This is a genomic window from Bradyrhizobium sp. Ash2021 (genome assembly GCF_031202265.1).
In the GTDB taxonomy this organism is placed as follows: domain Bacteria; phylum Pseudomonadota; class Alphaproteobacteria; order Rhizobiales; family Xanthobacteraceae; genus Bradyrhizobium.
This window is the reverse complement of record NZ_CP100604.1, coordinates 3538133-3563991: the sequence shown is the minus strand read 5'-3', so window position 1 is coordinate 3563991 and position 25859 is coordinate 3538133. Positions and strand designations below refer to the sequence as shown.

The following is a 25859-nucleotide window of genomic DNA, read 5'->3' as shown; positions in this document are numbered from 1 at the left end:
CACGATGACGATCGACGAAATCAGGGATAATTTTGCGCTGCTGGACGAGTGGGACGACCGCTACCGGTACGTCATCGAACTCGGCCGTATGCTGGCGCCGATGCCGGAGGCCGAGCATTCCGCGACCAACAAGGTCAATGGCTGCGCCAGCCAAGTCTGGCTTTCGAAGCAGATCGATCGCACCGGCAATCGCGAACCGCGATTGAATTATCTCGGCGACAGCGACGCCCACATCGTCCGCGGCCTGATTGCGATCCTGCTGACGCTGTATTCCGGGCACACGCCGCAGCAGATCCTGTCGACCGACGCGATCGCGGTGTTCGACGAATTCGGATTCCGAGAGCACCTGACGCCGCAGCGCTCCAACGGCCTGCGCTCGATGGTCGAGCGCATTCGCTCCGATGCGCGCGAGGCGCTCGCCACCGCTTCCTGAAAATAGCGCCTATTTCCGCTTCCGCTGCTGCTGGCCGAGCCCCATCTTCTTGGCGAGCTGCGAACGGGCCACCGCATAATTCGGCGCGACCATCGGATAGTCGGCCGGAAGCCCCCATTTGTCGCGGTATTGCTCCGGCGTCATGTTGTACTGCGTGCGCAGATGGCGCTTCAGCGACTTGAAGCGCTTGCCGTCCTCGAGACAGACCAGATATTCCGGCGTCATCGATTTCTTGATGGAAACCGCGGGCTTTGCCGGCTCGAGCGGCGCCTCCACCCGGCCGGTCGATACCCGCATCAGCGCGGCATGAACCTGGCTGATCAGGTTCGGAATTTCCGACGCCTGGGTCGGATTGTTGCTTAGATATGCCGATACGATACTGGCGGTGAGTTCGACTGGCGTCTTGCCGGCGGCATCGGTCATGGCTCAACCTTCCCTCGGATTGCGGACGGGCCGCGCGATTCTGACAGTATCCGGCCACGTCTATACGCTGCGGAACCTTGCACGACTTGACGAATATGAGCGGATCGCCGGGAATCTGACAAGAACAACGGTGTTTTATTTTCAAAATGGATTTTGCTGCAAGTATTGCCCGCTCAGGGGCGCTGATCGAGGTGCGAGCGCAATTCGTCGATCGAGGCAAAGCGCATCATGCCTTCCGGCATTTGCGCCTCGATCGAACCGTCGGAATAGAGCGAATAGGCCATCCCTTCGACAACGCCTGACTTCAGGACCGTGACCTGCGGCTGATCCTCGTTTCGCCCGGTGGCGGCATTTTCGCTGAATGTCGAGGATGGCGTCGAGGGTGGCCTGGGACTCCACCGCTGCGGCGAGACCTCGCCAGGCGACCTCGGCCGTTCCGATTTTGGCCAGGCAGTGTCGAAGGAAGCGGGCGGCGCTTCGGTTGCTTCGAGCGGTGGAGGTGCTGCCGGTGGATTGGGGCGAAGCTCCGGTGACAGGATATCGGGCGGCAACGGTTCGCTGGTTCGGGTCTGGGCGCGCTCGCGCTCTTTCCGCGACGACGAGGAAAACAGCAGGTTGCGCTTTGGCTTGGCGGGCGGTGCGGCCTCGGCCGGCTCGGTCTCTGGCGGCACCTCGTTGCGCGGGCGATCGCGCGAGGCGGCTTCTTCATGCCACGGCCGCGGCGCTGCGGGCGCGGCCGGTTCGGCGTAGCCGGCATGCTCGGCTGCGGGCGGCTGGTCGCGACTGAACAGAAAGCCGCCATCGCCCGGCGCTGGCGCGCGCGGGGCCAGCGGCTGTGCCACGACTTCCCCGTGCGGTTCGGCCGAGATTCCCGCGCCAAGCCGCCGCGCGACGTTTTTCAACTCCCGCACGGCCATCCAAAGGCCGAGCATGATTGCGCCGGTGCAAACCCCGATAACGCCCGTGAGAATCAGCGTATTGCCGAAACTGAACTCCTTGACCGGGATACCGAAGCCGATCGCCAGCAGGCCCGCCAAAACGAAGCCAAACCCGGCGACCAACATGACAACCATCATCGAACTCACCCCCTGCAGCCGCGCTCGAAACACTCGCAAGCCGCCAACGCCACGATACCGTCATATTGTGTGCATCGCCAACCGGCAATTACGGAGCCGGTTCCCCAAAAATCGGCCCTCGGCTGGAAGATTCCGGTCAACACTTTGCGGCTCGCCGGCCCGCCCGGCCCCGCCCGTATTTTTACCGTCTACCAATTGATATGCCATATGTTGCGTTGCATCAGGAAAATTACGCCACAATTGCCAATTACTTGGAAAGGGAACTGCGCTATATGGATGCCGGGGAATGAGGCCCAAAAGCGCCAACGCTGGGCCAAAGGGACGCCGGGTTACCAATAGCCATGTCATCCATCACGACTTCGGCCATCGAAACGCCGGCGAGGCGCTCGTTGGAGCGGACTTGCGACGAACTCGCCATCATTGTGCTGGGCGCGGTCGCTTTGGTCGCAAGCCTTACCTTCCGCGATTACGGACTGGGGTGGGACGATTATACCCACGCCGAATATGCCGACCTCCTGCTGCGCATGTACGGTTCCGGGTTCAGGGATACCGGCGCGCTGTCGTTCGCCAATCTCTATATGTATGGCGGCGGCTTCGACATGGCGGCAGCATTGCTGCACAAGGTCATCCCGCTAGAACTATTTGAAACGCGCCGCCTGCTCGGCGCCGTCGTCGGCGTCATCGGCCTTGCTGTGACATGGCGGCTCGGACGGCGCGTCGGCGGCCCGCTCGCGGGCCTCGCCACGTTGCTGTTGCTGGCGCTGTGCCCGACCTTCTACGGCCACATGTTCATGAACCCGAAGGACGCGCCTTTCGCGGTGGCGATGGTGATCCTGATCCTGGGCCTGGTCCGATTGGCGGAGGAGTATCCCCAGCCGTCGCCGCGAACCATCCTGATCGTCGGATTTGGCGCCGGCCTTTCGATCGGCTGCCGGGTCCTCGGCGGGCTGGCCCTGGTCTACGCGGTGGCCGGTTTCGTGCCGCTGCTGCTCGAGGAATACCGCACGCAGGGAGCGCGCGAAGCGGCGCATCGCTTTGCCCATGTGGTTTACGTGCTGCTGCCGGGTCTCGCGTTCGGCTATCTCCTCATGGGCCTGATCTGGCCATGGTCGATCATGGAGCCGGGACACCCGTTCGAGGCGCTGACCTATTTCTCGCATTTCTTCGAAAAGCCCTGGAAGGAAATGTTCGACGGCGCGCTGGTGTCGGTCCCGGACATGCCGTGGTCCTATCTGCCGACGCTATTCGCGCTGCAGCTTCCCGAAGTGCTGCTTGCACTGTTGGTTGCCGGCGTCATCGGCACGTTGATGTCGCTGTCGCGGCCTGACGTGCCGGGCCGCCGCAAGACGGTTCTGCTGATGCTGACGCTGGCGGCGACGCTGCCGCTCTTGATTGCGATGGTGAAACGGCCGGCGCTCTACAACGGCATCCGCCATTTCATTTTCGTGATCCCGCCGATGACGGTGCTCGCGGGCCTTGCCTTCGCCCGCGGCATGGACCGGCTGCGAGAGAACCGCCGCAGCTGGCAGCCGGTGGCGTTGGCGGTGTTCGCGTTCGGCTTGCTGCTGCCGCTCGGCGAAATGATCCGCCTGCACCCCTACCAGTACACGCACTTCAACCATATCGCCGGCACCGTGCGCGCCGCCGATGATCTGTTCATGCTGGATTACTGGGGTCTGGCGCTGAAGCAGGCCTCCGACGGCCTGCGCGAGGAACTGACCGAGCGGCAGGAAGCGCCGCCCCACGGTCGCAAGTGGAAGGTCGCGGTCTGCGGTCCGCAGCGGCCGGCGCAGGTCGCGCTTGGTCCGGATTTCACCATCGGCTGGGACAGCCATTCCGCCGATTTCGCCATGACGCTCGGCGAGTTCTATTGCAAAGGCCTGACCGCGCCGGTGCTGGTGGAGATCAAGCGCGACGACGTGGTGTTTGCCCGCGTCTACGACATCCGCGGCCGCAGCATCTCCAGCCTGCTCTCGATACCGGCGCCGTAAGGCGGCACTCACTCACCGTCCGAAAGCATATCTGCCACCCCGGGCCCGCGCCTTGCTGCGGACCGGGCGCAGGGCTAGGCTCTCGGTCAAATCAGCCATTCACACGGAGATACCTCATGTCGCCCGCCGAAGCTCGCCGGAAGGAAGTGCCGTCGGACATGACGGATGCGGAGTGGAACCAGCGCGTCAATCTCGCCGCCTGCTATCGCCTGGTCGCGCTGTACGGCTGGGACGATCTTGTCGACACCCACATCTCGGCGCGCGTGCCGGGACCGGAGCATCACTTCCTGATCAACCCCTACGGGTTGATGTTCGACGAAATCACCGCTTCGAGCCTGGTCAAGGTCGATCTCGACGGCAACCAGCTCACCAAGAGCGACTACAGCATCAACCCGGCCGGCTTCACGATCCATTCAGCGATCCATGAAGTCCGCGAGGACGCCGGCTGCGTGCTGCATCTCCACACCCCCGACGGCACCGCGGTCTCAAGCTGCATGGAGGGCCTGCTGCCGCTGAACCAGACCGCGCAGCTCGTCACCTTCGATCTCGCCTATCACGATTATGAAGGCATCGCGCTCGATCATGACGAGCGCCCTCGCCTGCAAAGGGACCTCGGCAACAAGAACCACATGCTGTTGCGCAATCACGGCACGATGACGGTCGGCCGCTCGGTCGCCTCCGCCTTCGAGCGCATGTATCATCTGGAACGCGCCTGCACCATGCAGGTCCGCACCCGCATGCTGGGGCCTTCCGCCTATCCGGTCGACGAGGCCGTGGTCGACAAGAACACCAATCTGCTCTCAAACCGCGACCGCGCGGAATTGCGCTCGACCACGCTGGTCTGGCCGCCGCTATTGCGCAAGCTCGACCGCATCGACCCCAGCTACAAGAATTGAAATTTTACCGTTTCCGTGTAAGATCGCGTCCAACGACCTCTGCACGACCGAATCAAAACGCCGCCCAATTCCGGGCGGCGTTTTTATTTTTGATGATCGTGTCCCGGACGCGGTGCAGCGTCCTTCACGCTGCTCCGCAGAGCCGGGACCCAAGCTTCGACTATCATGGGTCCCGGCTCTGCGGTTCACCGCGCCGCTCTGCGGCGCAGTGCACCGCGTCCGGGACACGCGCTGGATACTGTCGTTACCGCGCCGCGTCCGCGAACGCGCCCAGGATCCGAGCCCAGGAGCGGATGCCCTTGTGGAAGCTCTTCAGGTCGTACTTCTCGTTCGGCGAATGGATGTTGTCGTCGTCGAGACCGAAGCCGACTAGCACGGTATCGAGGCCGAGCGTGCGCTTGAAATCCGCCACGATCGGGATCGAGGCGCCGGAACCGATCAGGAGCGCTTCCTTGCCCCATTCGTCGGTCAGCGCGCGCTTGGCAGCCGCCAGCGGCTTCATGTTCCAGTCGAGCGCAATCGCCGGTGCGTTGGAGTGATCGGTGAACTCGGCCTTGCAATCGCCCGGCAGACGCGACGTCACATAGTCGCGAAAAGCCTTGCGGATCTTTTCGGGGATCTGGCCCTCGACCAGCCGGAATGAAACCTTCGCCGACGCTTCGGCGGGGATCACCGTTTTCGAACCCTCGCCGGTATAGCCGCCGATGATGCCGTTGATGTCGCAGGTCGGACGCGAGGAGACCTGCTCGATCAGCAGGCGGTCCTTTTCGCCGGCGGGAAGCGAGAGGCCGATCGGCTTCAGGAACGATTCGGGCGTGAGGTTGAGGTTTTTCCATTGCGCCAGGATTTCCGGCGGCAAATCCTTCACGCCATCGTAGAAGCCGGGAATGGTGATGTGGCCGTTCTCGTCATGGAGGCTGCCTAGAATGCGGGTCAGCACCCGGATCGGATTTTGCGCGCCGCCGCCGAAAATGCCGGAATGCAGGTCGCGATTGGCGGCCTTGATCTTGACCTCGTCATAGACGAGTCCGCGCAGCTGCGTGGTGATCGCCGGGGTGTTCGGATCCCACATGCCGGTATCGCAGACCAGCGCGAAGTCGGCCTTGAGGTCCGCCTTGTTCGCTTCGAGAAATGGAACGAAGTTCTTCGAACCGATTTCTTCCTCGCCTTCGATGACGATGGTGATATCGACCGGCAGCGACCCCGTCACCGATTTCCAGGCGCGGCAGGCCTCGACAAAGGTCATCAACTGGCCCTTGTCGTCCTCGGCGCCGCGCGCGACGATGATCTTTCGCCCATCGGCGTGATCGGTAACGACGGGCTCGAACGGCGGACGATGCCAGAGATTGAGCGGATCGACCGGCTGTACATCATAATGGCCGTAGAACAGCACATGCGGCCGGCCGTCGGTACTGCCATTGGCCTTGGCGACAATGGCGGGATGACCGGCGGTCGGCCTGACCTCGGTCGCAAATCCAAGCGACGCAATGTCTTTGGCGAGATGATCGGCGGCCGTCTTGCAATCGCCGGCAAAGGCCGGATCGGCCGAGATCGACTTGATCCGCAGCAGCGCAAACAGCCGCTCGAGGCTGTTGTCGAAATCGGCGTCGATGCGGTCGAGGACCGGCTGAAGCTTTGGGTTGGACATCACGATATTCCCTGACTGTGGGCGTTATGATCTGCGCCACGTTGTAGCCCGCTTGCGGCCGGAGGCAAGGCGTCCGCGACGAGCGGATGCAGCATATGCCAGACCAGCCCTGCCACCAGCACGACGGTTGCGGCGAGGTTATTGCCGAAAGCCTGCAAATCGATCGGGAACACCGGAAGCGACAGCAGCATCAGACCGCCCGCAACGGCCAGCAAGGCCCAGGTGCCGGCCCTGACGGCCGGACGCGGGTCGTAGGCGGCGCGATGCATCAGCACGGTCATCGGAAAGAACAGCCACATAAAATAATATTGTCGGGCCAGCGGCGAGGCGACCGTCATCAGACAAAACAGGATGCCGATCTCTTCGGCGTCGGACCGTTCGGTCCGGCGCGAAGCCTTCGGCATCACCGCGAGATAGCCGAGCCCGATCAGAAGCGAGACCGCCACGACGATCAGGTTCGCGGTCTTGAAATCGAGATTGGCGACATTCATGTAGCGCGCGGGCTTGATTTGGGTCGGATCGTCCTGGCCGTAATTGACCGGGCGCGTCAGCCGGTGCGTCATCGCGATGATGGACTGATTGACCCACGACCAGTTCTGCTCGTCGCGCTGTCCGAAGCCCTTCTCGGAGCTCGACCCGATCATGCCCTGGTACCAGGTCTTCAACTCCCTGACATTGTGCTGGTAACCGCGGAACGGCGCCGGAAGCACGAACAGAAACAGCCCTAGGAAAACCACCATGCTGGCGGCTGCGGTCCACTGTTTGCGCCAGATGAGATAGGGCAACACCGCCACTGGAAAAACCTTGATCGCGGTCGCCAGCGCAAACATGCTGCCCGCCATCCATGGCCGCATCCGCCGCAGCAGCCAGAACCCATACAGCATCATCGCCAGTAGCATCAGGTTCGGCTGGCCGAGATCGAACATGTCGAACACGAAGGTCACGGTGACGATGCCCGGCAACGCTTCCAGCCAAACCCCGGGCTTGCGGTCCGATCCGGTCATCGCGTGCGAGAATTGCGCCGTCATCCACCAGGCGACGATGTTGAGCAACGACAGGCACAGATACAGCGGTATCTTGCCGAAGAAGCTCGGCACCGCGAGCAGGACCGCGGGCAGCGGCGGATAGATGAATTCGAAATAGGCGCCGGGATCGCTGGGGTAGAGATCCCTGCCCTGCAGCACCTGCTGCCCGGCCCAGAACCATAGCGGATAGTCCTTGGTCTTGCCGTGCCCCCAAATCTCGGGGGCGATGACATCGGCCGTCAGCGCGATACAGCAGATCAAGAACAGGATATCGAGCGGCGCTCGCAGCGATGGGTATCTCAGCACAAGCTCGTTCCGGACATCAGGAAGCTATCCATTCTTTGGTTCAGCGGCGATACCATGGATTGCTTCGCTTCGTTCGCAATGACGAGCGAATACTTCTAAATTCGTCATTGCGAGGAGCGAAGCGACGAAGCAATCCATACTTTCCGCGGAAGGTGGTGCGCGACACTAGCGCCGCAGCAATCCGCCGAGCGCGCCGCGCACCAGCGCGCGCCCGACCGAACCGCCGATCGAGCCGCCCATCGATTTGCCGAGATCGGCGACGGCGCCGCCGACCACCTTGTTGGTGACCGAGCGCGTGACGCTTCGCGCGATGATTTGCCCGGTCGACATCCGGCCGCGCGATACGTTGGTACCGAAGATGGTGCCGACAATCGAGCCGATCTGTCCAAGGATTCCGCCGCCAGTGCCGCCATCCGACCCATCCGCCGGCGCCGCCATCCCGGCGACGCGCTTCTGCAGGATCTCATAAGCGGATTCGGCATCGATCGCCGTGTCGTATTTACCCTTCACCGGACTGTTGTCCATGATCACCTTGCGCTCCTCCGGCGTGATCGGTCCGATCCGCGCCGATGGCGGCCGCACCATGACGCGCTCGACCATCGCCGGCGTGCCGCCCCCTTCAAGGAACGACACCAGGGCTTCGCCCTTGCCGAGTTCCATGATGACCCGGGCGGTGTCGAGCTTCGGGTTGGGCCGGAAAGTTTGCGCCGCCGCGGTCACCGCCTTCTGGTCGCGCGGCGTGAAGGCGCGCAGCGCGTGCTGCACGCGGTTGCCCAATTGGGCGAGCACCTTGTCCGGCACGTCGATCGGGTTTTGCGTGACGAAATAGACGCCGACGCCCTTGGAACGGATCAACCGCACCACCTGTTCGATCTTGTCCATCAAAGCCTTCGGCGCATCGTTGAACAACAGATGCGCCTCGTCGAAGAAGAACACCATTTTCGGTTTGGGCAGGTCGCCGGCCTCCGGCAGTTCCTCGAACAGTTCCGACAGCATCCACAACAGGAAGGTCGCATAGAGCCGCGGGCTCTGCATCAGCTTGTCCGCGACGAGGATATTGACCATGCCCCGGCCGTCGCGGTCGGTTTTCATGAAATCCTTCAGCGACAGTGCCGGCTCGCCGAAAAATTTCGTCCCGCCCTGGTTTTCCAGCACCAGAAGCTGGCGTTGAATGGTTCCAACCGTCGCCCTGGTGACATTGCCGTAGCCTTGCGCGGCCTTTCTGATCGGCGCCAGCGGATCGTCGGCGTCCGCACCCTTCTTGGTCGTGTCGGGGACGATCGCGTCCAACAGCGCGCGAATATCTTTCATATCGATTAGCGCCAGGCCGTTCTCGTCCGCGACACGGAACGCGACATTGAGGACACCTTCCTGCACGTCGTTCAGATCGAGCATCCGCGACAGCAGCAACGGCCCCATTTCCGTGACGGTGGCGCGGACCGGATGGCCTTGTTCGCCAAACACGTCCCAAAATACCGTCGAGAACTGGTCCGGCTGGAAGGTCAGGCCCATCTCGCCTGCCCGCTTGACGATAAAATCCTTGGCCTCGCCGACTTCGGAGATCCCGGACAAGTCTCCCTTGATATCGGCCGCAAAAACGGAAACGCCGGCACGCGCAAACCCTTCCGCCATCACCTGCAGCGACACGGTCTTGCCGGTTCCGGTCGCGCCGGTGACGAGGCCGTGCCGATTTGCAAGCGCGAGCGTCAGCCAGACTGTCTCGTCACCCTTGCCGATAAAAATATTCTCGTCGGTATCGGCGGTTTTGTTATCGGGGGTGGCCATCGCATCGCCTCTTCGCGCGTATCGGGGAGGTTCGGTCAGCAAGCAACCCGATCATAGCGCATCCTGCCCGTCGATTGAAACCGTCAGCGGACATGGACCTATCGCGCCGCCGCGAAAACCATGCTCGTCATACTTTTCTCCGATCCCCGGTAGGCAAACGGAGGACGCGCTGCGGCAACTTGACCTGAATCAATTGCATTGCTGCAACACTCGCCGCGCGATCTCAGTCGAAAATCGCCTTGGTGTGCGGTCATCGCTTGTATTTCAGGTCGCAGGCGATCAAGATAAATTCACAAGCAAATGACCCGGTAATCAACCGGCTGAGGGCGGGGCAATATGGACGAATTGATTGGAAGGCTGGCCTCGAAGGCTGGCATCGATAGCATTGTCGCTGAAAAAACCATCGGCATCGTTCTGGGATTCCTCCGTAACGAGGGGCCTTCGGACAAGGTCCAGGCTCTGATCGACCAAATTCCAGGTGCGGAAGCTGCGATCGCGGCCTCGAGCAGCAATGGCGGGCTCTCCAGGTTGATGGGCGGCGGCTTGATGGCGCTCGGTACCAAGCTGATGGCGCTTGGTTTGGGCATGGGCGAGATTCAGAGCATCGCGCGTGAACTTTTCCGGTTCGGCCGCGACAAAATCGGAGCGGATCAAATGGGCGAAATTATTTCGGGGACGCCGGGCCTGAGCCAGTTCGCTTAGCAGCACCGTTCGGCCTGCGCAATTTTCTTTGCATATCGAGTATCATGACATATCCCCTTTCCGAGATTGATGGCTTGACCGCCTATTCCGCTTCGAAACTGAAATCGCTTGGCATTCGCACCACCGAAGCGTTGCTTGAAGCCGCGAGTACAGTCAAAGGGCGCAAGGCGCTGGCCGCGAAGACCGGCATCAGCGAACAGCAACTGCTCGAATGGGCCAATTTTTCCGACTACATGCGGATTCCCGGGATGGGCAAGGCAAAGGTCGGACTGGTGCGCGCCGCCGGCGTCCCCACGGTCCGTGAACTGGCGCTCCGTAATCCCGCGCGCCTTGCCCAGAACATGAAAGACGTGAATAGCAAGCGCAAGCTCCTCCGCGTCATGCCGTCGGAGAAGTCGGTCGGGCAGTTGATCGCGCATGCGCGCAAGCTGCAGCCGAAAATCAGCTACTAAGCCGGGTTACAAAGCCGACCCTGCCGGCGTGCTTGGCCGGCTCTCCTGCCTTGACTCGCTTGCGCGGACCGCGCAAAGCGACCGCATGATCGCAACCATGCCAAGACCCGCCATGGCGGCCGGCCCGGCCGGTCATCCCCTGCTGAGGGCGCTGTTGTCCAGGCCCTATCCGGCCGTGATGGGCGTCTTGAATGTCACGCCGGATTCATTCTCGGACGGCGGACAGTTCGCGACCCCCGAACACGCGCTGGCGCAGGCCCGCCGGATGGTTGCCGAGGGCGCCGACATCATCGACATCGGCGCGGAATCCACCCGACCCTACGGTTCGGAACCGATATCCGCGGATGAAGAACTGAAACGGTTGCAGCCGGTGCTGCCCGACGTCGTTTCGCTCGGCGTTCCCGTATCGATCGACAGCATGAAATCCGCCGTCGTCGCATGGGCGCTCGACAATGGCGCCGTGATCGCCAACGATGTCTGGGGCCTGCAGCGCGATGGCGGCATGGCCGCGCTGGTGGCCGCGCGCCATGCACCAATCATCATCATGCACAACCGCGACAGCGCCGATCCCGCCATCGACATCATGCAGGATATCGCGGCCTTCTTCGTGCGCTCACTCGACATTGCAACCGAAGCGGGTATTTCGTCCGACCATATCGTGCTCGATCCCGGGATCGGGTTCGGCAAGACGCCGGAACAGAGCATGACCGCGCTGGCGCGCCTGAATGAACTCAGCATTTTCGGCCTGCCGCTGCTGGTCGGCGCCTCGCGCAAGCGCTTTATCAGCACGGTGACGCCGTCCGAGCCGCAGCAACGACTCGGCGGCTCGATCGCGGCGCATCTGATAGCCGCCCAGCGCGGCGCGCGGATCGTACGAACGCATGATGTGGCGGAAACCGTGCAGGCATTGCGGGTAGCGGCAGCGATCAGGGAACGCGAATGAGCGATACCATCTTCATCACCGGCGTCGTCATCCATGCCCGCCATGGCGTAATGGAACACGAGACCGAGGTCGGGCAGCGCTTCGTGATCGACCTCGAACTCTCGGTCGATTTGTCGGAATCCTCGCATACCGACCGCCTCGCCGACACCGTGTCCTATTCCAACGTGGTGGCGACCGCGACGGCGGCGTTCAAGAATACCAATTACAAGCTGCTGGAGCGCGCGGCCGGCGCCGTCGCCGACGCCATTTTGTCGAGCTTCCCGCGTATCAGCGCGGTCGAGGTCACCGTCCACAAGCCGCATGCGCCGATCGCTGCGATCTTCGACGATGTCGGCGTGGTGCTGATGCGCACACGGCAACCCTCCCATGGCTGACGTGCTGATCGCGCTCGGCGGCAATGTCGGCGACGTCCGCGCGACATTCCAGAAGGCGATCTCCAATATTTGCGGCATGACGCAGGCCGCGTTGCTGGCACGGTCGTCGGATTACGCCACCCCGCCCTGGGGCGACGAGCAGCAGACCGACTTCATCAATGCCTGCATCGAAATCGAAACCAGCCTGGATCCCCATGCCTTGCTGTTCACGCTGCACAAGATCGAAAAGAAATTCGGCCGCGACCGCGCCCAGGAAACGCGCTGGGGTCCGCGCACCCTCGACCTCGATCTGATCGCCTATGACGACGTCAAAATCGACAAACCCGAGTTGACGCTGCCGCACCCCCGGCTGTTCGAGCGCGCTTTCGTGCTGGTGCCGCTCGCCGAGATTGCCCCGGACCGTCTCATCGCGGGACGCAGTGTTGCGGCGGCGCTGGCACAAGTTTCGACCGAAGGTATTTTGCGGCTACCCGAACTGGGCTAGCCAAAAAGGACCGAAAACAACCGTTTGGCTTGGCGACCGCCCCGTGGCAATTTCCGGCCAAATAGAAGAAGCGACCAAGGAACGATTGGCCGGATGACCACCACAAAAGACGAGCTGCGATTGGCCGCGGACTTTGCTCCCGCGACTTACGACGACTGGCGCAAGCTGGTCGACGGAGTGCTGAAGGGCGCTCCATTCGAAAAGCTGGTCGGCAAGACCTCCGATGGATTGAAGATCGATCCGATCTATCCGCGCGCAAAGGGCGCAACGCCGGTCGCCGCGCGGCCCGCGGCCGCCCCGTGGCAGATCATGCAGCGGATCGATCATCCCGATGCCAAACAGGCCAACGCCCAGGCGCGGCATGATCTTGAGAATGGCGCAACCGGGCTCACGCTCGTCTTCGCCGGCGCCAATGGCGCCTATGGTTTTGGACTGGAGCCCACGGCCGAGGCGATCGAGCAAGTGCTCGACGGCATCTACCTCGATGCCGGAATCGCCATCGAACTGCAGATCGGTCCGCAGTCGCGGATGGCCGCCATTCACGTCGCCGAATATGTGAAACGCAAAGGCCTGAGCCCGGCGGCCTGCGCTATCCGCTTCGGTCTCGATCCGCTCGGCGCCTGCGCGGTGTGGGGGTCCAGTCCCTATAGCTGGCCCGAGATCGTGCCGGCGGTAACGGGCGCGATCAAAGGCCTCGCCGCGATGGGCTTCAAGGGTCCGTTCGCGGCGGCCGATGGACGGGTGATCCATGATGCCGGCGGATCGGAGGTGCAGGAACTGGCGTTCGTGCTGGCTTCCGGCGTTGCCTATCTGCGCGCGATCGAACAGGCCGGTGTTACGCTGGAAGATGCGCAGGGCATGGTCTATGCCCGGCTCAGCGCCGATGCCGACCAGTTCCTGACACTGGCGAAATTCCGTGCGCTGCGGCTGCTGTGGGCGCGGATCGAACAAGCCTGCGGCCTCACGCCAAAGCCGCTTTACGTCGCTGCCGATACCGCCTGGCGCATGCTGACCCAGCGCGACCCTTACGTGAACATGCTGCGCGCGACGATGGCGACGTTTTCCGCCGGCCTCGGCGGCGCCAACGCCATCACCGTGCTGCCGCACACGCTGGCGCTGGGACTGCCCGATCCGTTCGCCCGGCGCGCCGCGCGCAACACGCAGCTGGTGCTGCTGGAAGAATCCAACCTCGCCAAGGTGTCCGATCCCGCGGCCGGATCCGGTGGCATCGAGACACTGACGAAACAGCTTTGCGAAACCGCGTGGGCGCTGTTTCAGGAAATCGAAAAGGCCGGCGGCCTGTTCGCTTCGCTCGAGCAAAACCTGATCCAGCGCAAGGTCGCAGCGACCCGGGCCGTGCGCGAGGCCAATATCGCCAGGCGCCGGGACGTGCTCACGGGCGCCAGCGAATTTCCAAACCTGCACGAGGCCGAGGTCGCGGTGCTGGACGCAAAACCGGTCGCGCTCGCACCCTACGGCGAGGCCAGGTTCAAATTCGATGCACTGCCGCCGATGCGGCTGGCGGCGCCGTTCGAGGCGCTACGCGATAAGTCGGATACCCAGCTCAAGAACACCGGGGCGCGGCCAAGAATCTTTCTCGCCAATCTCGGCACGCCCACCAACTTCACGGCGCGTGCTGCGTTCGCAAAAAGCTTCTTCGAGACCGGCGGCATCGAGGCGCTCGATACTCCGGGGTTTACCGAGCCGATAGCGCTTGCCGCCGCCTTCAAGGCTTCCGGCGCGGCGGTGGCGTGCCTGTGCTCGTCGGACAGGGTCTATGCGGCGCTCGCGGGCGCTGCCGCCAAGGCCCTTCAAGCCGCTGACGCAAAGCATATCTATCTGGCGGGCCGTCCCGGCGGGCAGGAAGCAGGCTTGCGGGCCGCCGGCGTCGGCGATTTCATCTTTGCCGGCGGCGACGCGCTGGCGACACTGCAGGAAGCCTGGCGGCGGATGGAGTGAGCATGACCGAGGAGACCAAGACCGTCCTGACCGGCGGCTGCCAATGCGGCGCCGTCCGCTTTGCGCTGTCGGGGCTGCCGGCCAAGATCAGCATCTGTCATTGCCGGATGTGCCAAAAGGCCTCCGGTGCGCCGTTCGCCTCGTTCGCCGACATCGAGCATGCCGATTTCGCCTGGACCCGCGGCAAGCCGGCGGCGTTTCAGTCCTCCTCCATCGCCGTGCGTGACTTTTGCAGGGATTGTGGCACGCCGCTCAGCTTCCGCCGCATCGACGGCCCGCGGATCGAGATCATGACCGGTACGTTCGACCGGCCGGATCAGATCATACCCACCCGGCAGTATGGAACCGAATCCCGGCTCGGCTGGGTGGTTGGCATCGCCAATTTGCCGAGCCAAACCACGCTGCAGAATTACGGGCCGGAAAAGGCAAATGGCATCGTCAGCCACCAGCATCCGGACCATGAGTGAGGCTGGCAGCGCAATGACGCTCATGGCCGGCTATGATATTGTCGCTATCAACCCGTCATGCCCGGGCTCGTCCCGGCTCGTCCCGGGCATCCACGTCTTCTTTCGCCAACGAAACGGACGTGGATGGCCGGAACAAGTCCGGCCATGACGAACGAGGCTAGCAGAATGACCCGCATACCGAACTTCGCTGATGTCTCTTTCGAGCCCGTCGCTGCGGCGATGCCCGCCGGCAGCGCCGAGCCCTGGCTCACGCCCGAGGGCATCCCGGTAAAGCCCGGCTACAGCGAAGGCGATCTCGAAGGCATCGATTTCCTGGAGACCTGGCCCGGCATCGCGCCGTATCTGCGCGGCCCCTACCCGACCATGTATGTCAACCAGCCCTGGACCATCCGGCAATATGCCGGGTTCTCCACGGCGGAAGATTCCAACGCGTTCTACCGGCGCAATCTGGCTGCAGGGCAAAAAGGCCTGTCGGTCGCGTTCGATCTCGCCACCCACCGTGGCTACGACAGTGATCATCCGCGCGTCACCGGCGACGTTGGCATGGCCGGGGTTGCAATCGATTCGATCTACGACATGCGCACGCTGTTCTCAGGGATCCCGCTCGACCAGATGAGCGTGTCGATGACCATGAACGGCGCGGTGCTGCCGATCCTGGCGCTGTTTGTCGCCGCCGCCGAAGAACAGGGCGTGCCGCCGGAGAAACTTTCAGGGACGATTCAGAACGACATCCTGAAAGAGTTCATGGTGCGCAACACCTACATCTATCCGCCAGCGCCCTCGATGCGGATCATCTCCGACATCTTTGCCTACACCTCCCAGAAAATGCCGAAATACAATTCGATCTCGATTTCCGGCTATCACATGCAGGAAGCCGGCGCGACGCAGGACCTCGAACTCGCCTATACCTTGGCCGATGGCGTCGAATATCTCCGCGCCGGCCTGGCCGCCGGTCTCGATGTCGACCGCTTCGCGCCGCGGCTGTCGTTCTTCTGGGCGATCGGCATGAATTTTTTCATGGAAGTCGCCAAGATGCGCGCCGCGCGGCTGCTGTGGGCCAAGCTGTTGACGCAGTTCAACCCGAAGGACCCGCGCTCCCTGTCGCTGCGCACCCATTGCCAGACCTCCGGCTGGTCGCTGACCGCGCAGGATGTCTACAACAACGTGATGCGCACCACCATCGAAGCGATGGCCGCGACCCAAGGCCATACCCAGTCGCTGCACACCAACGCGCTCGACGAAGCGCTGGCGCTGCCGACCGACTTCTCGGCCCGCATCGCCCGCAACACGCAATTGTTCCTGCAGCAGGAAAGCGGCACCAACCGCATCATCGATCCCTGGGGCGGCTCCTATTATGTCGAGCGGCTGACCCGCGATCTCGCCGCCAAGGCCTGGGGCCACATCCAGGAGGTCGAGGCGCTCGGCGGCATGGCGAAAGCCATCGAGGCCGGCGTGCCAAAGCTGCGGATCGAAGAAGCTTCCGCCAAGACCCAGGCGCGGATCGACGCCGGCCGGCAGGCCGTGATCGGCGTCAACAAATACAAGCCGGTCAATGAAGCCGCCATCGACGTGCTGAAGGTGGAAAATTCCACGGTGCGGCGCCTGCAGATCGACAAACTGTCGCGGCTGAAGCAGGAACGCAACCAGAAGGACGTCGACGACGCGCTGGCGGCGCTGACCCGCAGCGCCGGCGAGGGCAACGGCAATTTGCTGGCACTGGCGATCGACGCCGCCCGCGCGAAGGCTACCGTTGGCGAAATTTCGGACGCGATGGAGAAGGTGTTCGGCCGGCACCGCGCCGAAATCAAGTCCATCACCGGCGTCTACAAGCGGGAGGCGTCTGCCATGTCCAACCGGGTCGAAAAGGTGCAGGCGTTGATCGATGCGTTCGAGGATGCCGAGGGCCGCCGCCCGCGCATTCTGGTCGCCAAGATCGGCCAGGACGGCCACGACCGCGGCCAGAAGGTGATCGCCTCCGCCTTTGCCGATGTCGGCTTCGACGTCGATATCGGGCCGCTGTTTGCGACCGCTGACGAAGCTGCGCGGCAGGCGGTCGAGAACGACGTCCATATCCTCGGCGTGTCGTCGCTGGCGGCCGCCCACCTCACCGCGGTGCCGGAATTGAAGGCCGCGCTGAAGAAGCAGGGCCGCGAGGACATCATGATCATCATCGGCGGCGTGGTGCCGCCGCAAGACTACGACGCCCTCTACAAGGCCGGCGCCGAGGCGATCTTCCCGCCGGGCACCGTGATCGCGGACGCCGCCGAAGAGCTGATCCACAAGCTCAACGCCCGGCTCGGCCATAGCGAGGCGGCGGAGTAATTCCGCTCCCCGCCTCCCGTTGCTTCAAAGGAATTCCCGTGCACACCGCTGCATTCGTCACGTTCGTTCGCCGGATGAGCCTCGTCGGCGCACTCGCGTGCTTCGCCCTCCCTGTCTTCGCCGCCGACCCAAAGCCCGACGCCGCGATCAAGAGCAAGATCATCGACGCCGGCGTGTTCCTTGACGACAAGATCAAGGCCGATCCGGCGCTGGCGGCGGATTGTCTCGCCGAGGGCAAGGCATGGGCGGAGAAGAACCGCACCGACGCCGAGAAGGAACGCAAGCAGGATCCGCAAATGTTCCGCAATGGCGCGTGGTCGATGGAGCGGAAATACGAGACGCGCTCGGTGGTCGACGGCCGCTATGTCAGCATCGTCAGGTCCGACTACATGGACACCGGCGGCGCTCATCCCAATTCCGACGTCAACACCATTCTCTGGGATAAATCCGCGAGCAAGCGCATCAGCATCCGGCCGTTCTTCACCGAGACCGCCGACGACGGCCCGACCATGAAGGCGATGGTCAAGGCCGTCATCGCCTCGCTCAATGTCGAGAAGAAGAAGCGCGACACCAGCGAGACCGCGACGGCGGAATGGTACAAGGATCTGAAGCCGACCCTGCTCAAGATCGGCGCGGTGACGCTGGCGCCGTCGACCGTTTCAGGCAAGAGCTCCGGCCTCACCTTCCACTACCCACCCTATGCGGTCGGACCCTACGCCGAAGGCGAGTATGTCGCGTTCGTGCCGTGGGAAGCGTTGAAGCCGTTTCTGACGCCGGAAGGCGCCAACGTATTCGGCGGCGCGCGGCCCAAGGGCGACGATGACGGTCAGCAATGAGCGGGAACAAAACGCTCGACATCGACAAGCTGACCAAAGACCTCCGCGCCGGCCACCGCGCGGCGCTGGCGCGCGCGATCACGCTGATCGAAAGCCGCCGCGCCGATCATCAGGCCGCGGCGCGCGATCTGGTGCAGGCGTTGCTGCCGGACACCGGCAAGGCGATCCGCGTCGGCATCACCGGTTCGCCCGGCGTCGGCAAATCCACCACCATCGACGCGCTCGGCATGTTCCTGATCGAGCGCGGCCACAAGGTCGCGGTGCTTGCGGTGGACCCGTCGTCGGCGCGCACCGGCGGCTCGATCCTCGGCGACAAGACGCGGATGGCGCGGCTCTCGGGCTCCGACGGCGCCTTCATCCGGCCCTCGCCGGCATCCGGAACGCTCGGCGGCGTCGCCGCAAAGACCCGCGAGGCGATGCTGTTGTGCGAGGCCGCCGGCTTCGACGTGGTGCTGGTGGAAACCGTCGGCATCGGCCAGTCCGAGACCGCGGTCTGCGACATGACCGATTTCTTCCTGGCGCTGATGCTGCCCGGCGCCGGCGACGAATTGCAGGGCATCAAGAAGGGTCTGGTCGAACTCGCCGACATGATCGCGATCAACAAGGCCGATGGCGACAACATCAAGCGCGCCAACCTTGCGGCCGCCGAATATCGCGGCGCGCTGCATATCCTCACCCCCCGTTCGGAGCACTGGCATCCGCCGGTCCTGACCTATTCGGCGCTGACCGGGACCGGCATGGACACGCTGTGGGAGAAGATCCTGGACCACCGCACCGCCATGAACGCCTCGGGCGAGTTCGCCGCACGGCGGCGCGAGCAGCAAGTGAAATGGATGTGGTCGATGCTGGAGCAGCGGATGATGGCGCGGCTGCGCTCCGATCCGGCGATCCGGGCGAAAGTGAAAAAGACCGAAGCCGAGGTCGCGGACGGCCGGATCACGCCGGCGGTCGGCGCCGCAGAGATCGCGGAGATGCTGCGGTGAGCGCCAGGCTTCGCATCCTCATCACCGGTTTCGGTCCGTTTCCCGGGGCGCCGTTTAATCCGACGCAAGCGCTGGTGGCGCGGCTAAAGCGGCTGCGCCGCCCGGCGCTTGGCGATGTCGAAATCATCGGCCACATCTTCCACGTCACCTACGCGACCGTCGATCGCGAACTGCCGCTGCTATTGGCAAAGCACCGGCCGCAGGCGCTGTTGATGTTCGGCCTCGCCGGCCGCACCGCGCATCTGCGGGTCGAGACCCGCGCCCGCAATGCCGTCACCACGCTATGGCCGGACGCCGATCGAACCCGCGTCCGCAAGGGATCGATCCTCAGTGACGCCGACGCCAGAATGTTCGGCCCGCATACCGCCAAATTGCTGCGCGCGGCGGTCGGTACCGGAATAAACGCCCGCGCCTCGCGCGACGCCGGCAGCTATCTCTGCAATTATCTGAGTTGGCGCGCGATCGAGGCAGTCAACAAGGGCGACGGCCTCCGTGTGGCTTCGTTCGTACACATTCCGCTGCTCTCACGCGACGGCGCATCCCGGCGCAAGGGTTCACCTCGCATCACGCTGGAGGACCTGGTCGATGCCGGCGAGGCGATGCTGCTGGAGATAGTGCGGCTGACGCGACAGGCGGCACGGACTTCGTAGAGCGGGCTTCGGCGGGCGTTAATTATTCCACCCGCGATTAACCCTACCTCCAACAATCGCCCTGTTCCGCCCGTCTCTTCACCACGCGCCGCCGTATTTTAGCGTTACGTAGAAAGCGCGAATGCCAAAACGTGCGTTGCGCGAGGGCCATTCAATCATGGACATCAACCGCCGCCATCTGATGGGCGCATCCGCCGCCGGCGTTGCCGGCGCGCTGGCGATGTCGCCGGATACCGCGCGCGCAGCGCCGCTCACTTCCGCGCTTGGGCGCGACGTCACGCAATTTGGCGTTCGGCCCGGCAGCACCGACGATCAGACCAGGAATTTGCAGCGCGCCATCGACGAGGCCGCGCGGGCGCAAGTGCCGCTGGCGCTGCCGCCCGGCGTCTACCGCACCGGCATGCTTCGGCTGCAGAGCGGCACGCAGCTGATCGGCGTCCGCGGCGCGACCAAGCTCGTGTTCAATGGCGGACCGTCGATGCTACAGGGCGAAGGCGCGGGCAGCATCGGCCTTTCCGGCATCGTTTTCGACGGCGGCAACATACCGCTGCCGACGCGGCGCGGCCTCGTGCATTGCCTCGGCGGGCGCGATGTCCGCATCATCGATTGCGAACTCACCGGCAGCGGCGGCAACGGCATCTGGCTCGAACAGATCTCCGGCGACATCAGCGGCAATATCTTCACCAACATGGCGGCGACCGCGGTCGTTTCGTTCGATGCGCAGGGCCTGATCGTCTCGCGCAATACCATTACCGGCACCAACGACAACGGCATCGAAATCCTGCGCACCGCGATCGGCGATGACGGCACGCTGGTTGCCGACAACCGCATCGAGGACGTCAAGGCCGGCCCCGGCGGCTCCGGGCAATACGGCAACGCCATCAATGCGTTCCGCGCCGGCAATGTGATCGTGCGGGGAAACCGGATCCGCAACTGCGATTACTCGGCGGTGCGCGGCAATTCGGCGTCCAATATCCAGATATCAGGCAACAGCGTTAGCGATGTCCGCGAGGTCGCGCTCTATTCGGAATTCTCGTTCGAAGGTGCCGTAATCGCCAACAACACCGTCGATGGCGCGGCTGTCGGCGTCTCCGTCTGCAATTTCAACGAGGGCGGCCGCATCGCGGTGGTCCAGGGCAACATCATCCGCAATTTGATCCCGAAACGGCCGATCGGCACCGCGCCCGACGACGACGCCGGCGTCGGCATCTATATCGAGGCCGACAGTTCCGTCACCGGCAATGTGATCGAGAACGCGCCGTCGTTCGGGATCGTCGCCGGCTGGGGCAAATATCTCCGCGACGTCGCCATCACGGGCAATGTGATCCGAAACGCCTTTGTCGGCGTCGGCGTATCGGTGGCGCCGGGCGCGGGAACGGCGCTGGTCAACAACAACATGATCTCGGAAACCCCGCGCGGCGCCGTGGTCGGGCTCGACCACGCCCGCGCCATTACCACCGACTTGTCCGCCGACGGCGCCCAGCGCTACGTGCAGGTGGTGATCGGGACCAATGCGGTACGGCGGTAAATACTCGTCGCCTCCGCGAACCTCTACAGCGCGTTGCGCAGCAGCGGATAGCGATCCTGCATCGCGTCGAGATCGAGCGCCGCTAACGACGGCTCATCCACGACCGGCGCATCAGGTGCGGAAGGTGCCTCATCCGAGGCAATGAGTTCGTTTTCCAGCGCGAGCAGAACATCTTGCGGGATTGCGCGTTCCGGAATAGCCAGCGACGGCGCGATCGTCGCTGGCGCAGGCTGCGGCTGACGCAGCTGGGCCCGCTCGCGCAATCTGTCGCCGGGCGGCAGCGGCAGGCGCGCACCGCTGAGCCTGGAGACATCGACGGCTGAATTGTCGAGCGCGGCCTCGCGGTTCAACAGATTGCGCCAGGTCTCGACCGCGGCCTTGGCTTCCTGGATGTTTTCGAGGAAGGCGAGTTCGCTGTGAAAGCGGCGCCAGCGCCCGGTCTCGAACAGTTCGGTGAGGTATTCCAGCCGTTGCTCGGCAAGGTTGCACCAGCGCGCGACGACATTGCGGCCACGCGCCACGTCTACATGAAGTGTCATGAATCAGCCCGCAAAGAGAAAAACGGACGCGGACGCAACAGAGACGAATCAATTCGATGTGACAGGGATATTCTGTGGAAAACTTCTGCGTTGTCCAGTGCGCGACAATACGGGTCACGTCCCAATCGAAGAACGCCGCACAAATACAGGGTTATTTGCGCTATCCACCGTCAAGCCGCACGGCGGCATGGCCGCGTTGCGGAGCGCGGTCGGTCATTGCGGCGAACGAACGCACAGGAAATATCGGCACAGATTTTCGGTTCGAAAGCCCTGCGGCGCGTTTCCTCAACCCGGCGGCCCGCGCGGCGGGCTTTGATCAAAATGCTCTCGAAAACGAAAAGACCCGTCCGGGGGGACAACCGGACGGGTCAAGCCATATGGGGCGCTTGGGGTGGATGGGCGCTCGCGCCGAATATAGCCGATGGGGAGGGATTACCGCTCCCACATTGATAAGTCGCAGCAGGCGCGCCGGACGTTCAAAACATCAGGCGATTTTTTTGATTTTTTTATTCCGAGGTTCCGACGGCTTTCCAGCGGATTTACCGCTGAAAATCCGGGCAAAATCACCGCGTCGCTGGGCGATTGGGGTCGTTTGCCGCAGATTTGTCCGACGCCATCGAGGGCGCAGGGTCATTCAATGCTCTGCTCACGGAAGCGTTATTGCGATCGGGCGCTTTTTCCGCGGCAGGCTGACCCGAAACCGCGGCGACGGGCACCGAAGCCGGGCCGATCGCGGCCGTGACCGCCGCGTATGCATCGGCCTCGCCCGCCCCGAACAGATCGTCGCGGCCGGGCGCGCCGAGATCGCGGGCGGTATTTTCAAGAATTGCGCGCACTTCGTTCGGCTTCAACGCAGGATTGCGCTCCAGCATCAGCGCCGCGATGCCGCTGACGTAAGCGGCGGAAAACGAGGTGCCGGACGTCATCTGATATTTTCGGTCCGGCGCCGGCAGGAAGATATCGGCGCTGGGAGCCGCCAAGGCGATGTAGTTGCCCCGGTTCGACGCCGCGAACAGCTTTTCCTTGGCGTCGGTGCCGCTCACCGCGATCACGTTCGGATTGGCGGCGGGATAGAGCGGCGGCGATTTTGCGCCGGCATTGCCGGAGGCGGCGACCAGCACGATGCCTCTCGCCGCAGTCGCGGCGACGCCGCGTTCGATCAGTGGATCCTTCGGACCGGCAAAGCTCATATTGACGATCTGCGCCCCGTGCAAAGCGGCATAGTCGAGGCTTTTCAGGATCACCCACGAAGTGCTTTCCGCGCCGCCGTATGCCGAGCCAAACGCACGGATCGCCAGGATCCGCACCTCCGGCGCACTTCCCATCAGCTTCGCATGCGCGGCGATCGCGCCGGCAATGCCGGTGCCGTGAACGTGCGGACCCTCCGTGCTGCCAAGCGCGTCGAACGTGTCGGCAATCGAGTTGGTCAATTCCGGATGTTTGGCGTCGATGCCTGAATCGATCACGGCAATCGTGACGTTCATGCCGTGGGCAAGGGTATGCGCCTGCGGCAGGCGAAGCTGCGCCAGCGCGTATTGCGCCGGATCGCCCTCGCTGGGTACCGCCTTCTGATCCTGCAGCACATAGCGGAAATTGGGCTGCACCGAGCGGGCGCTGGCGGCCAGTTCACGGCTCACGGTCTCGACCGGGCGGCGATCGATGATCCGGAACAGGCCGATGGTGCCGCCAACAAGCTGAAAGTTCTGCGACTGGATGCGCTCGAGGCCATGACTCCGCGCCCACTCGTCCGCCTGCGCGTCCGACATCGCGCCGTCGAGTTCCGCCACGAGTTCGTTGGCAACGGTACGCAGATTGACCGCCGTTTGCGGATTATTGCCGCGCGGGCCGCCGCTATTGCCGTTCTTGGCCGAGCCACCGCCGGTGCCGCCGCCATCGGTCGTGATGACGCGGCGGTCATAGCATTCGCCGTCGGGCCCGCGATAGGCGTACTCGCAAACGGGATAAAGATTATGCGAATAGCGCGCGTAAGGCAGCGTCGACCCCACCGCTATGCGGGAAACCGGATGCATGGCCGAAGTCGATCCACCAACCCGGGACGTCGTTCGTCCGCCGCCGTCGACGCTCACATGGGTGCGGCCGGCGATACCGGGATTGACCCGCGGCGCAACCGTCGGGTTGATGGTGGAGATCCGCGACTCGATGTGGAGGCTGGGCGTGCGCATGATGCTTTGCGCAAGAACCGCCGATCCTTCGAGGCAGGCAAACGGCAGCAGCGCGGCGGTGAATGTCACCGCCGTCTGGATGCGCCGATTCAAGGGATCACGGGTCATCGGACCTCTGGCTTTGGCTAAGAAACGCCGGACGCCGTTACGGCGTCTCAACTGCGAGACTGACGATCTTCTCCTTCTGCAGCTTGCTCATCAGCGCCGCGAGATCGTTCTTGCCCATCGCGCTGTTGCCGAATTGCAGCCGGAACATGCCGCCCTTGGCGCCATCGACGATCGAGGCTTGATAGTTGTCGAGCAGTGCGGTGATGTCGGCAACGCGGGCATCCTCGGAGAACCGGACCAGCGCGCGCGGCGGCGACGACCCGCCCAGGTCGCGGGTGATGGGTGCCGACCGATCGTTCACGATCAATGACGCCGTCTGGAACGAGCCGCCCTGGCTCTTCACCAGCACCGCACCGATCACGCCGGCCTGCAACAATAGCACCACCGCACCGAGGCTGGCCGACCAGGCCAGCGTCCGCGGCGAAAGCCTTGCGAAGAATTCCGATATCCGCGCGGAGATATTGACCGACACCGATGGCTTGCGCACGGGCTCTCCGTCAATCGCAGCAAACAGCTTCTGCATCGCGCGCGCCGACGGCGCACCAAGGCTTTCGTTGAGGTGAATGGTCTCGGCGTATTCCTCGCGGATGACGGCGTATTGCCGGGCCAATGCGGGATCGCTGGCGAGAGCCTCGTCGACACGGCGCGCATCACGCGCGTTCAGCGTGCCGGCCGCATGCCATGGCAACAGCACCTCGATTTCGCTGGGCTCTTGATCCAGCATTTTTTTGCTCGCTGCCATCATGGCCAACCTCGCTCTATGCCGGCTGCCTTCAGCAACTCGGCCAATTTCTTGCGCGCATAAAACAGGCGCGTCTTGACGGTGTTTTCCGGAATACCGACGATTTCGGCCACCTCTTCCACGGACTTCTCGTGGTAGTAGACGAGATCGACGATCTCCCGATGGTCTGGCGAAAGTGATGTCAGGCACTTGCGCAACGCTTCGCTGGTATCCTTCTTCTGCACCACCACTTCCGGATCGTCGGACGTATCCTCGATCGCGTTTGCGGCCTCCTCGTCCAGTCCAACGTCCTTGCGGCGCCGCAACGCCGACAGGGCCTTGAACCGTGTAATCGCCAGCAGCCAGGTGGTAACGGCGGATCGCCCTTCGAACTTGCCAGCCTGACGCCACACATCGAGAAAAACCTCGCTGATGAGGTCTTCCGCAACCTGTTCGTCCCGAACGAGCCGGAGCCCGAAACGAAAAACCCTGACATGGTGCCTTCCGTAGAGCACCTGCATCGCGAGCCGGTCGCCTTGGGCGATCCGGGCGATCAGAACCTCGTCTGAAGCCGCCTGTGTCGCGCTCAATGGCCGTCTCGCAAAGTTGGTCTGATGGGGGGGGCCGGTGGTTCGATGGGGGAGGCAAGATTCTTCACAATACGGCAATGTCCGAAATGCATGTGTGATCTACCCCACAGAACATGATTGCCGGGCAGTCTTTCTGCTGGTGAAAACGAACAGAGCCGCGAAATCGGTATCATAATACGGAAATACTTTCTGAGAGATTGCGCGTCCGCGGCGACCTTACCAAGGCGACCTTACCAAGGCTTGGGCCGCAAGGCAGCACCTGCTTACTCCCCGACCAGCCCGCCCGGCCAGCGATCCGGCGTCCCGGATGCAATGGATTTCCGTTGCAAAACAGGGCAATGGCGGGATTTTAACGGACCAGATTCGGCCCCAAAAGATACCAAACCTAAAGGCTTTCCCACTTAGATTTTTTATTGGGTTCCACCAACGGCGAGA

24 protein-coding genes are annotated in these 25859 nt (G+C 63.4%); 15 read left to right on the top strand and 9 right to left on the bottom strand.

What is annotated here, in order from left to right:
- Positions 1-4: 4 nt before the first annotated feature.
- On the top strand, positions 5-433 hold the full coding sequence (locus tag NL528_RS16865; RefSeq protein WP_309183810.1) for a SufE family protein: 429 nt from the start codon (positions 5-7) through the stop codon (positions 431-433).
- A 9-nt stretch (positions 434-442) separates the two neighbouring features.
- On the opposite strand, the gene NL528_RS16860 is transcribed toward NL528_RS16865, so the two are convergent.
- Together NL528_RS16860 and NL528_RS16855 are read right to left on the bottom strand one after the other, a co-directional pair.
- Positions 443-856, bottom strand: coding sequence for a MucR family transcriptional regulator (locus tag NL528_RS16860; RefSeq protein ID WP_309183808.1), 414 nt, complete (start codon positions 854-856; stop codon positions 443-445).
- 173 nt (positions 857-1029) lie between these two features.
- Complete coding sequence (locus NL528_RS16855) at positions 1030-1932, bottom strand: DUF308 domain-containing protein (protein WP_309183807.1); 903 nt, start codon at positions 1930-1932, stop codon at positions 1030-1032.
- 341 nt (positions 1933-2273) lie between these two features.
- On the opposite strand from NL528_RS16855, the gene NL528_RS16850 reads away from it, so the two are divergent.
- Positions 2274-3923 carry a glycosyltransferase family 39 protein gene (locus NL528_RS16850; RefSeq protein WP_309183806.1) on the top strand — a complete coding sequence of 550 codons (1650 nt, stop codon included), beginning with the start codon at positions 2274-2276 and terminating at the stop codon, positions 3921-3923.
- 116 nt (positions 3924-4039) lie between these two features.
- Complete coding sequence (locus NL528_RS16845) at positions 4040-4819, top strand: class II aldolase/adducin family protein (RefSeq protein ID WP_309183805.1); 780 nt, start codon at positions 4040-4042, stop codon at positions 4817-4819.
- A 244-nt stretch (positions 4820-5063) separates the two neighbouring features.
- Here the strand turns inward: NL528_RS16845 and NL528_RS16840 are convergent, their stop codons facing one another.
- From NL528_RS16840 to NL528_RS16830, 3 genes are all read right to left on the bottom strand, one after another.
- Positions 5064-6467 (bottom strand): M20/M25/M40 family metallo-hydrolase, encoded by a 1404-nt coding sequence (locus NL528_RS16840; protein ID WP_309183804.1) that lies wholly within the window; start codon positions 6465-6467, stop codon positions 5064-5066.
- The gene (locus NL528_RS16835) at positions 6467-7798 is read right to left on the bottom strand and encodes a glycosyltransferase family 87 protein (protein ID WP_309183802.1); all 1332 of its coding nucleotides are present in this window, start codon (positions 7796-7798) and stop codon (positions 6467-6469) included. The genes NL528_RS16840 and NL528_RS16835 overlap by 1 nt, the downstream gene beginning before the upstream one ends.
- Positions 7799-7963: 165 nt before the next feature.
- Entirely contained in the window at positions 7964-9583 is a 1620-nt protein-coding gene (locus NL528_RS16830) for a helicase HerA-like domain-containing protein (protein WP_309183800.1), read from the bottom strand.
- Positions 9584-9919: 336 nt separating this feature from the next.
- Here NL528_RS16830 and NL528_RS16825 point away from each other — a divergent pair, with 336 nt between their 5' ends.
- The 12 genes from NL528_RS16825 (at position 9920) to NL528_RS16770 (ending at position 21283) form a co-directional block, all read left to right on the top strand.
- Entirely contained in the window at positions 9920-10285 is a 366-nt protein-coding gene (locus tag NL528_RS16825) for a DUF2267 domain-containing protein (RefSeq protein ID WP_309183799.1), read from the top strand.
- 44 nt (positions 10286-10329) lie between these two features.
- Positions 10330-10737, top strand: coding sequence for a DUF4332 domain-containing protein (locus NL528_RS16820; RefSeq protein ID WP_309183798.1), 408 nt, complete (start codon positions 10330-10332; stop codon positions 10735-10737).
- An 85-nt stretch (positions 10738-10822) separates the two neighbouring features.
- A complete protein-coding gene (folP, locus tag NL528_RS16815) occupies positions 10823-11680 on the top strand; it encodes a dihydropteroate synthase (RefSeq protein WP_375144020.1) in 858 nt (285 codons plus the stop codon).
- The gene (folB, locus tag NL528_RS16810) at positions 11677-12054 is read left to right on the top strand and encodes a dihydroneopterin aldolase (RefSeq protein WP_074280861.1); all 378 of its coding nucleotides are present in this window, start codon (positions 11677-11679) and stop codon (positions 12052-12054) included. Before folP ends, folB begins: the two co-directional genes overlap by 4 nt.
- Positions 12047-12538, top strand: coding sequence for a 2-amino-4-hydroxy-6-hydroxymethyldihydropteridine diphosphokinase (gene folK, locus NL528_RS16805; RefSeq protein WP_309183796.1), 492 nt, complete (start codon positions 12047-12049; stop codon positions 12536-12538). The genes folB and folK overlap by 8 nt, the downstream gene beginning before the upstream one ends.
- 93 nt (positions 12539-12631) lie before the next feature.
- Entirely contained in the window at positions 12632-14497 is a 1866-nt protein-coding gene (locus tag NL528_RS16800; protein ID WP_309183795.1) for a methylmalonyl-CoA mutase subunit beta, read from the top strand.
- Positions 14498-14499: 2 nt separating this feature from the next.
- The gene (locus NL528_RS16795) at positions 14500-14964 is read left to right on the top strand and encodes a GFA family protein (RefSeq protein WP_309183794.1); all 465 of its coding nucleotides are present in this window, start codon (positions 14500-14502) and stop codon (positions 14962-14964) included.
- A 165-nt stretch (positions 14965-15129) separates the two neighbouring features.
- Complete coding sequence (scpA, locus tag NL528_RS16790) at positions 15130-17286, top strand: methylmalonyl-CoA mutase (RefSeq protein ID WP_309183793.1); 2157 nt, start codon at positions 15130-15132, stop codon at positions 17284-17286.
- A gap of 74 nt (positions 17287-17360) precedes the next feature.
- Positions 17361-18122, top strand: a complete 762-nt coding sequence (locus NL528_RS16785) for a DUF3298 domain-containing protein (protein ID WP_309184931.1) — start codon at positions 17361-17363, stop codon at positions 18120-18122.
- Positions 18119-19105, top strand: coding sequence for a methylmalonyl Co-A mutase-associated GTPase MeaB (gene meaB, locus NL528_RS16780; protein ID WP_309183792.1), 987 nt, complete (start codon positions 18119-18121; stop codon positions 19103-19105). The genes NL528_RS16785 and meaB overlap by 4 nt, the downstream gene beginning before the upstream one ends.
- Positions 19102-19755: a pyroglutamyl-peptidase I gene (locus NL528_RS16775; RefSeq protein WP_309183791.1), complete on the top strand. Its 654-nt coding sequence runs from the start codon at positions 19102-19104 to the stop codon at positions 19753-19755. Before meaB ends, NL528_RS16775 begins: the two co-directional genes overlap by 4 nt.
- Positions 19756-19912: 157 nt before the next feature.
- Complete coding sequence (locus NL528_RS16770; protein WP_309184930.1) at positions 19913-21283, top strand: TIGR03808 family TAT-translocated repetitive protein; 1371 nt, start codon at positions 19913-19915, stop codon at positions 21281-21283.
- A 23-nt stretch (positions 21284-21306) separates the two neighbouring features.
- On the opposite strand, the gene NL528_RS16765 is transcribed toward NL528_RS16770, so the two are convergent.
- From NL528_RS16765 to NL528_RS16750, 4 genes are all read right to left on the bottom strand, one after another.
- On the bottom strand, positions 21307-21822 hold the full coding sequence (locus NL528_RS16765) for a TIGR03809 family protein (RefSeq protein ID WP_309183790.1): 516 nt from the start codon (positions 21820-21822) through the stop codon (positions 21307-21309).
- A 563-nt stretch (positions 21823-22385) separates the two neighbouring features.
- Positions 22386-24113 (bottom strand): S8 family serine peptidase, encoded by a 1728-nt coding sequence (locus tag NL528_RS16760; protein ID WP_375144019.1) that lies wholly within the window; start codon positions 24111-24113, stop codon positions 22386-22388.
- Positions 24114-24150: 37 nt separating this feature from the next.
- Entirely contained in the window at positions 24151-24858 is a 708-nt protein-coding gene (locus NL528_RS16755; RefSeq protein WP_309183789.1) for a hypothetical protein, read from the bottom strand.
- Positions 24855-25424 carry a sigma-70 family RNA polymerase sigma factor gene (locus NL528_RS16750; RefSeq protein ID WP_309183788.1) on the bottom strand — a complete coding sequence of 190 codons (570 nt, stop codon included), beginning with the start codon at positions 25422-25424 and terminating at the stop codon, positions 24855-24857. The genes NL528_RS16755 and NL528_RS16750 overlap by 4 nt, the downstream gene beginning before the upstream one ends.
- Between the last annotated feature and the right edge of the window lie 435 nt (positions 25425-25859).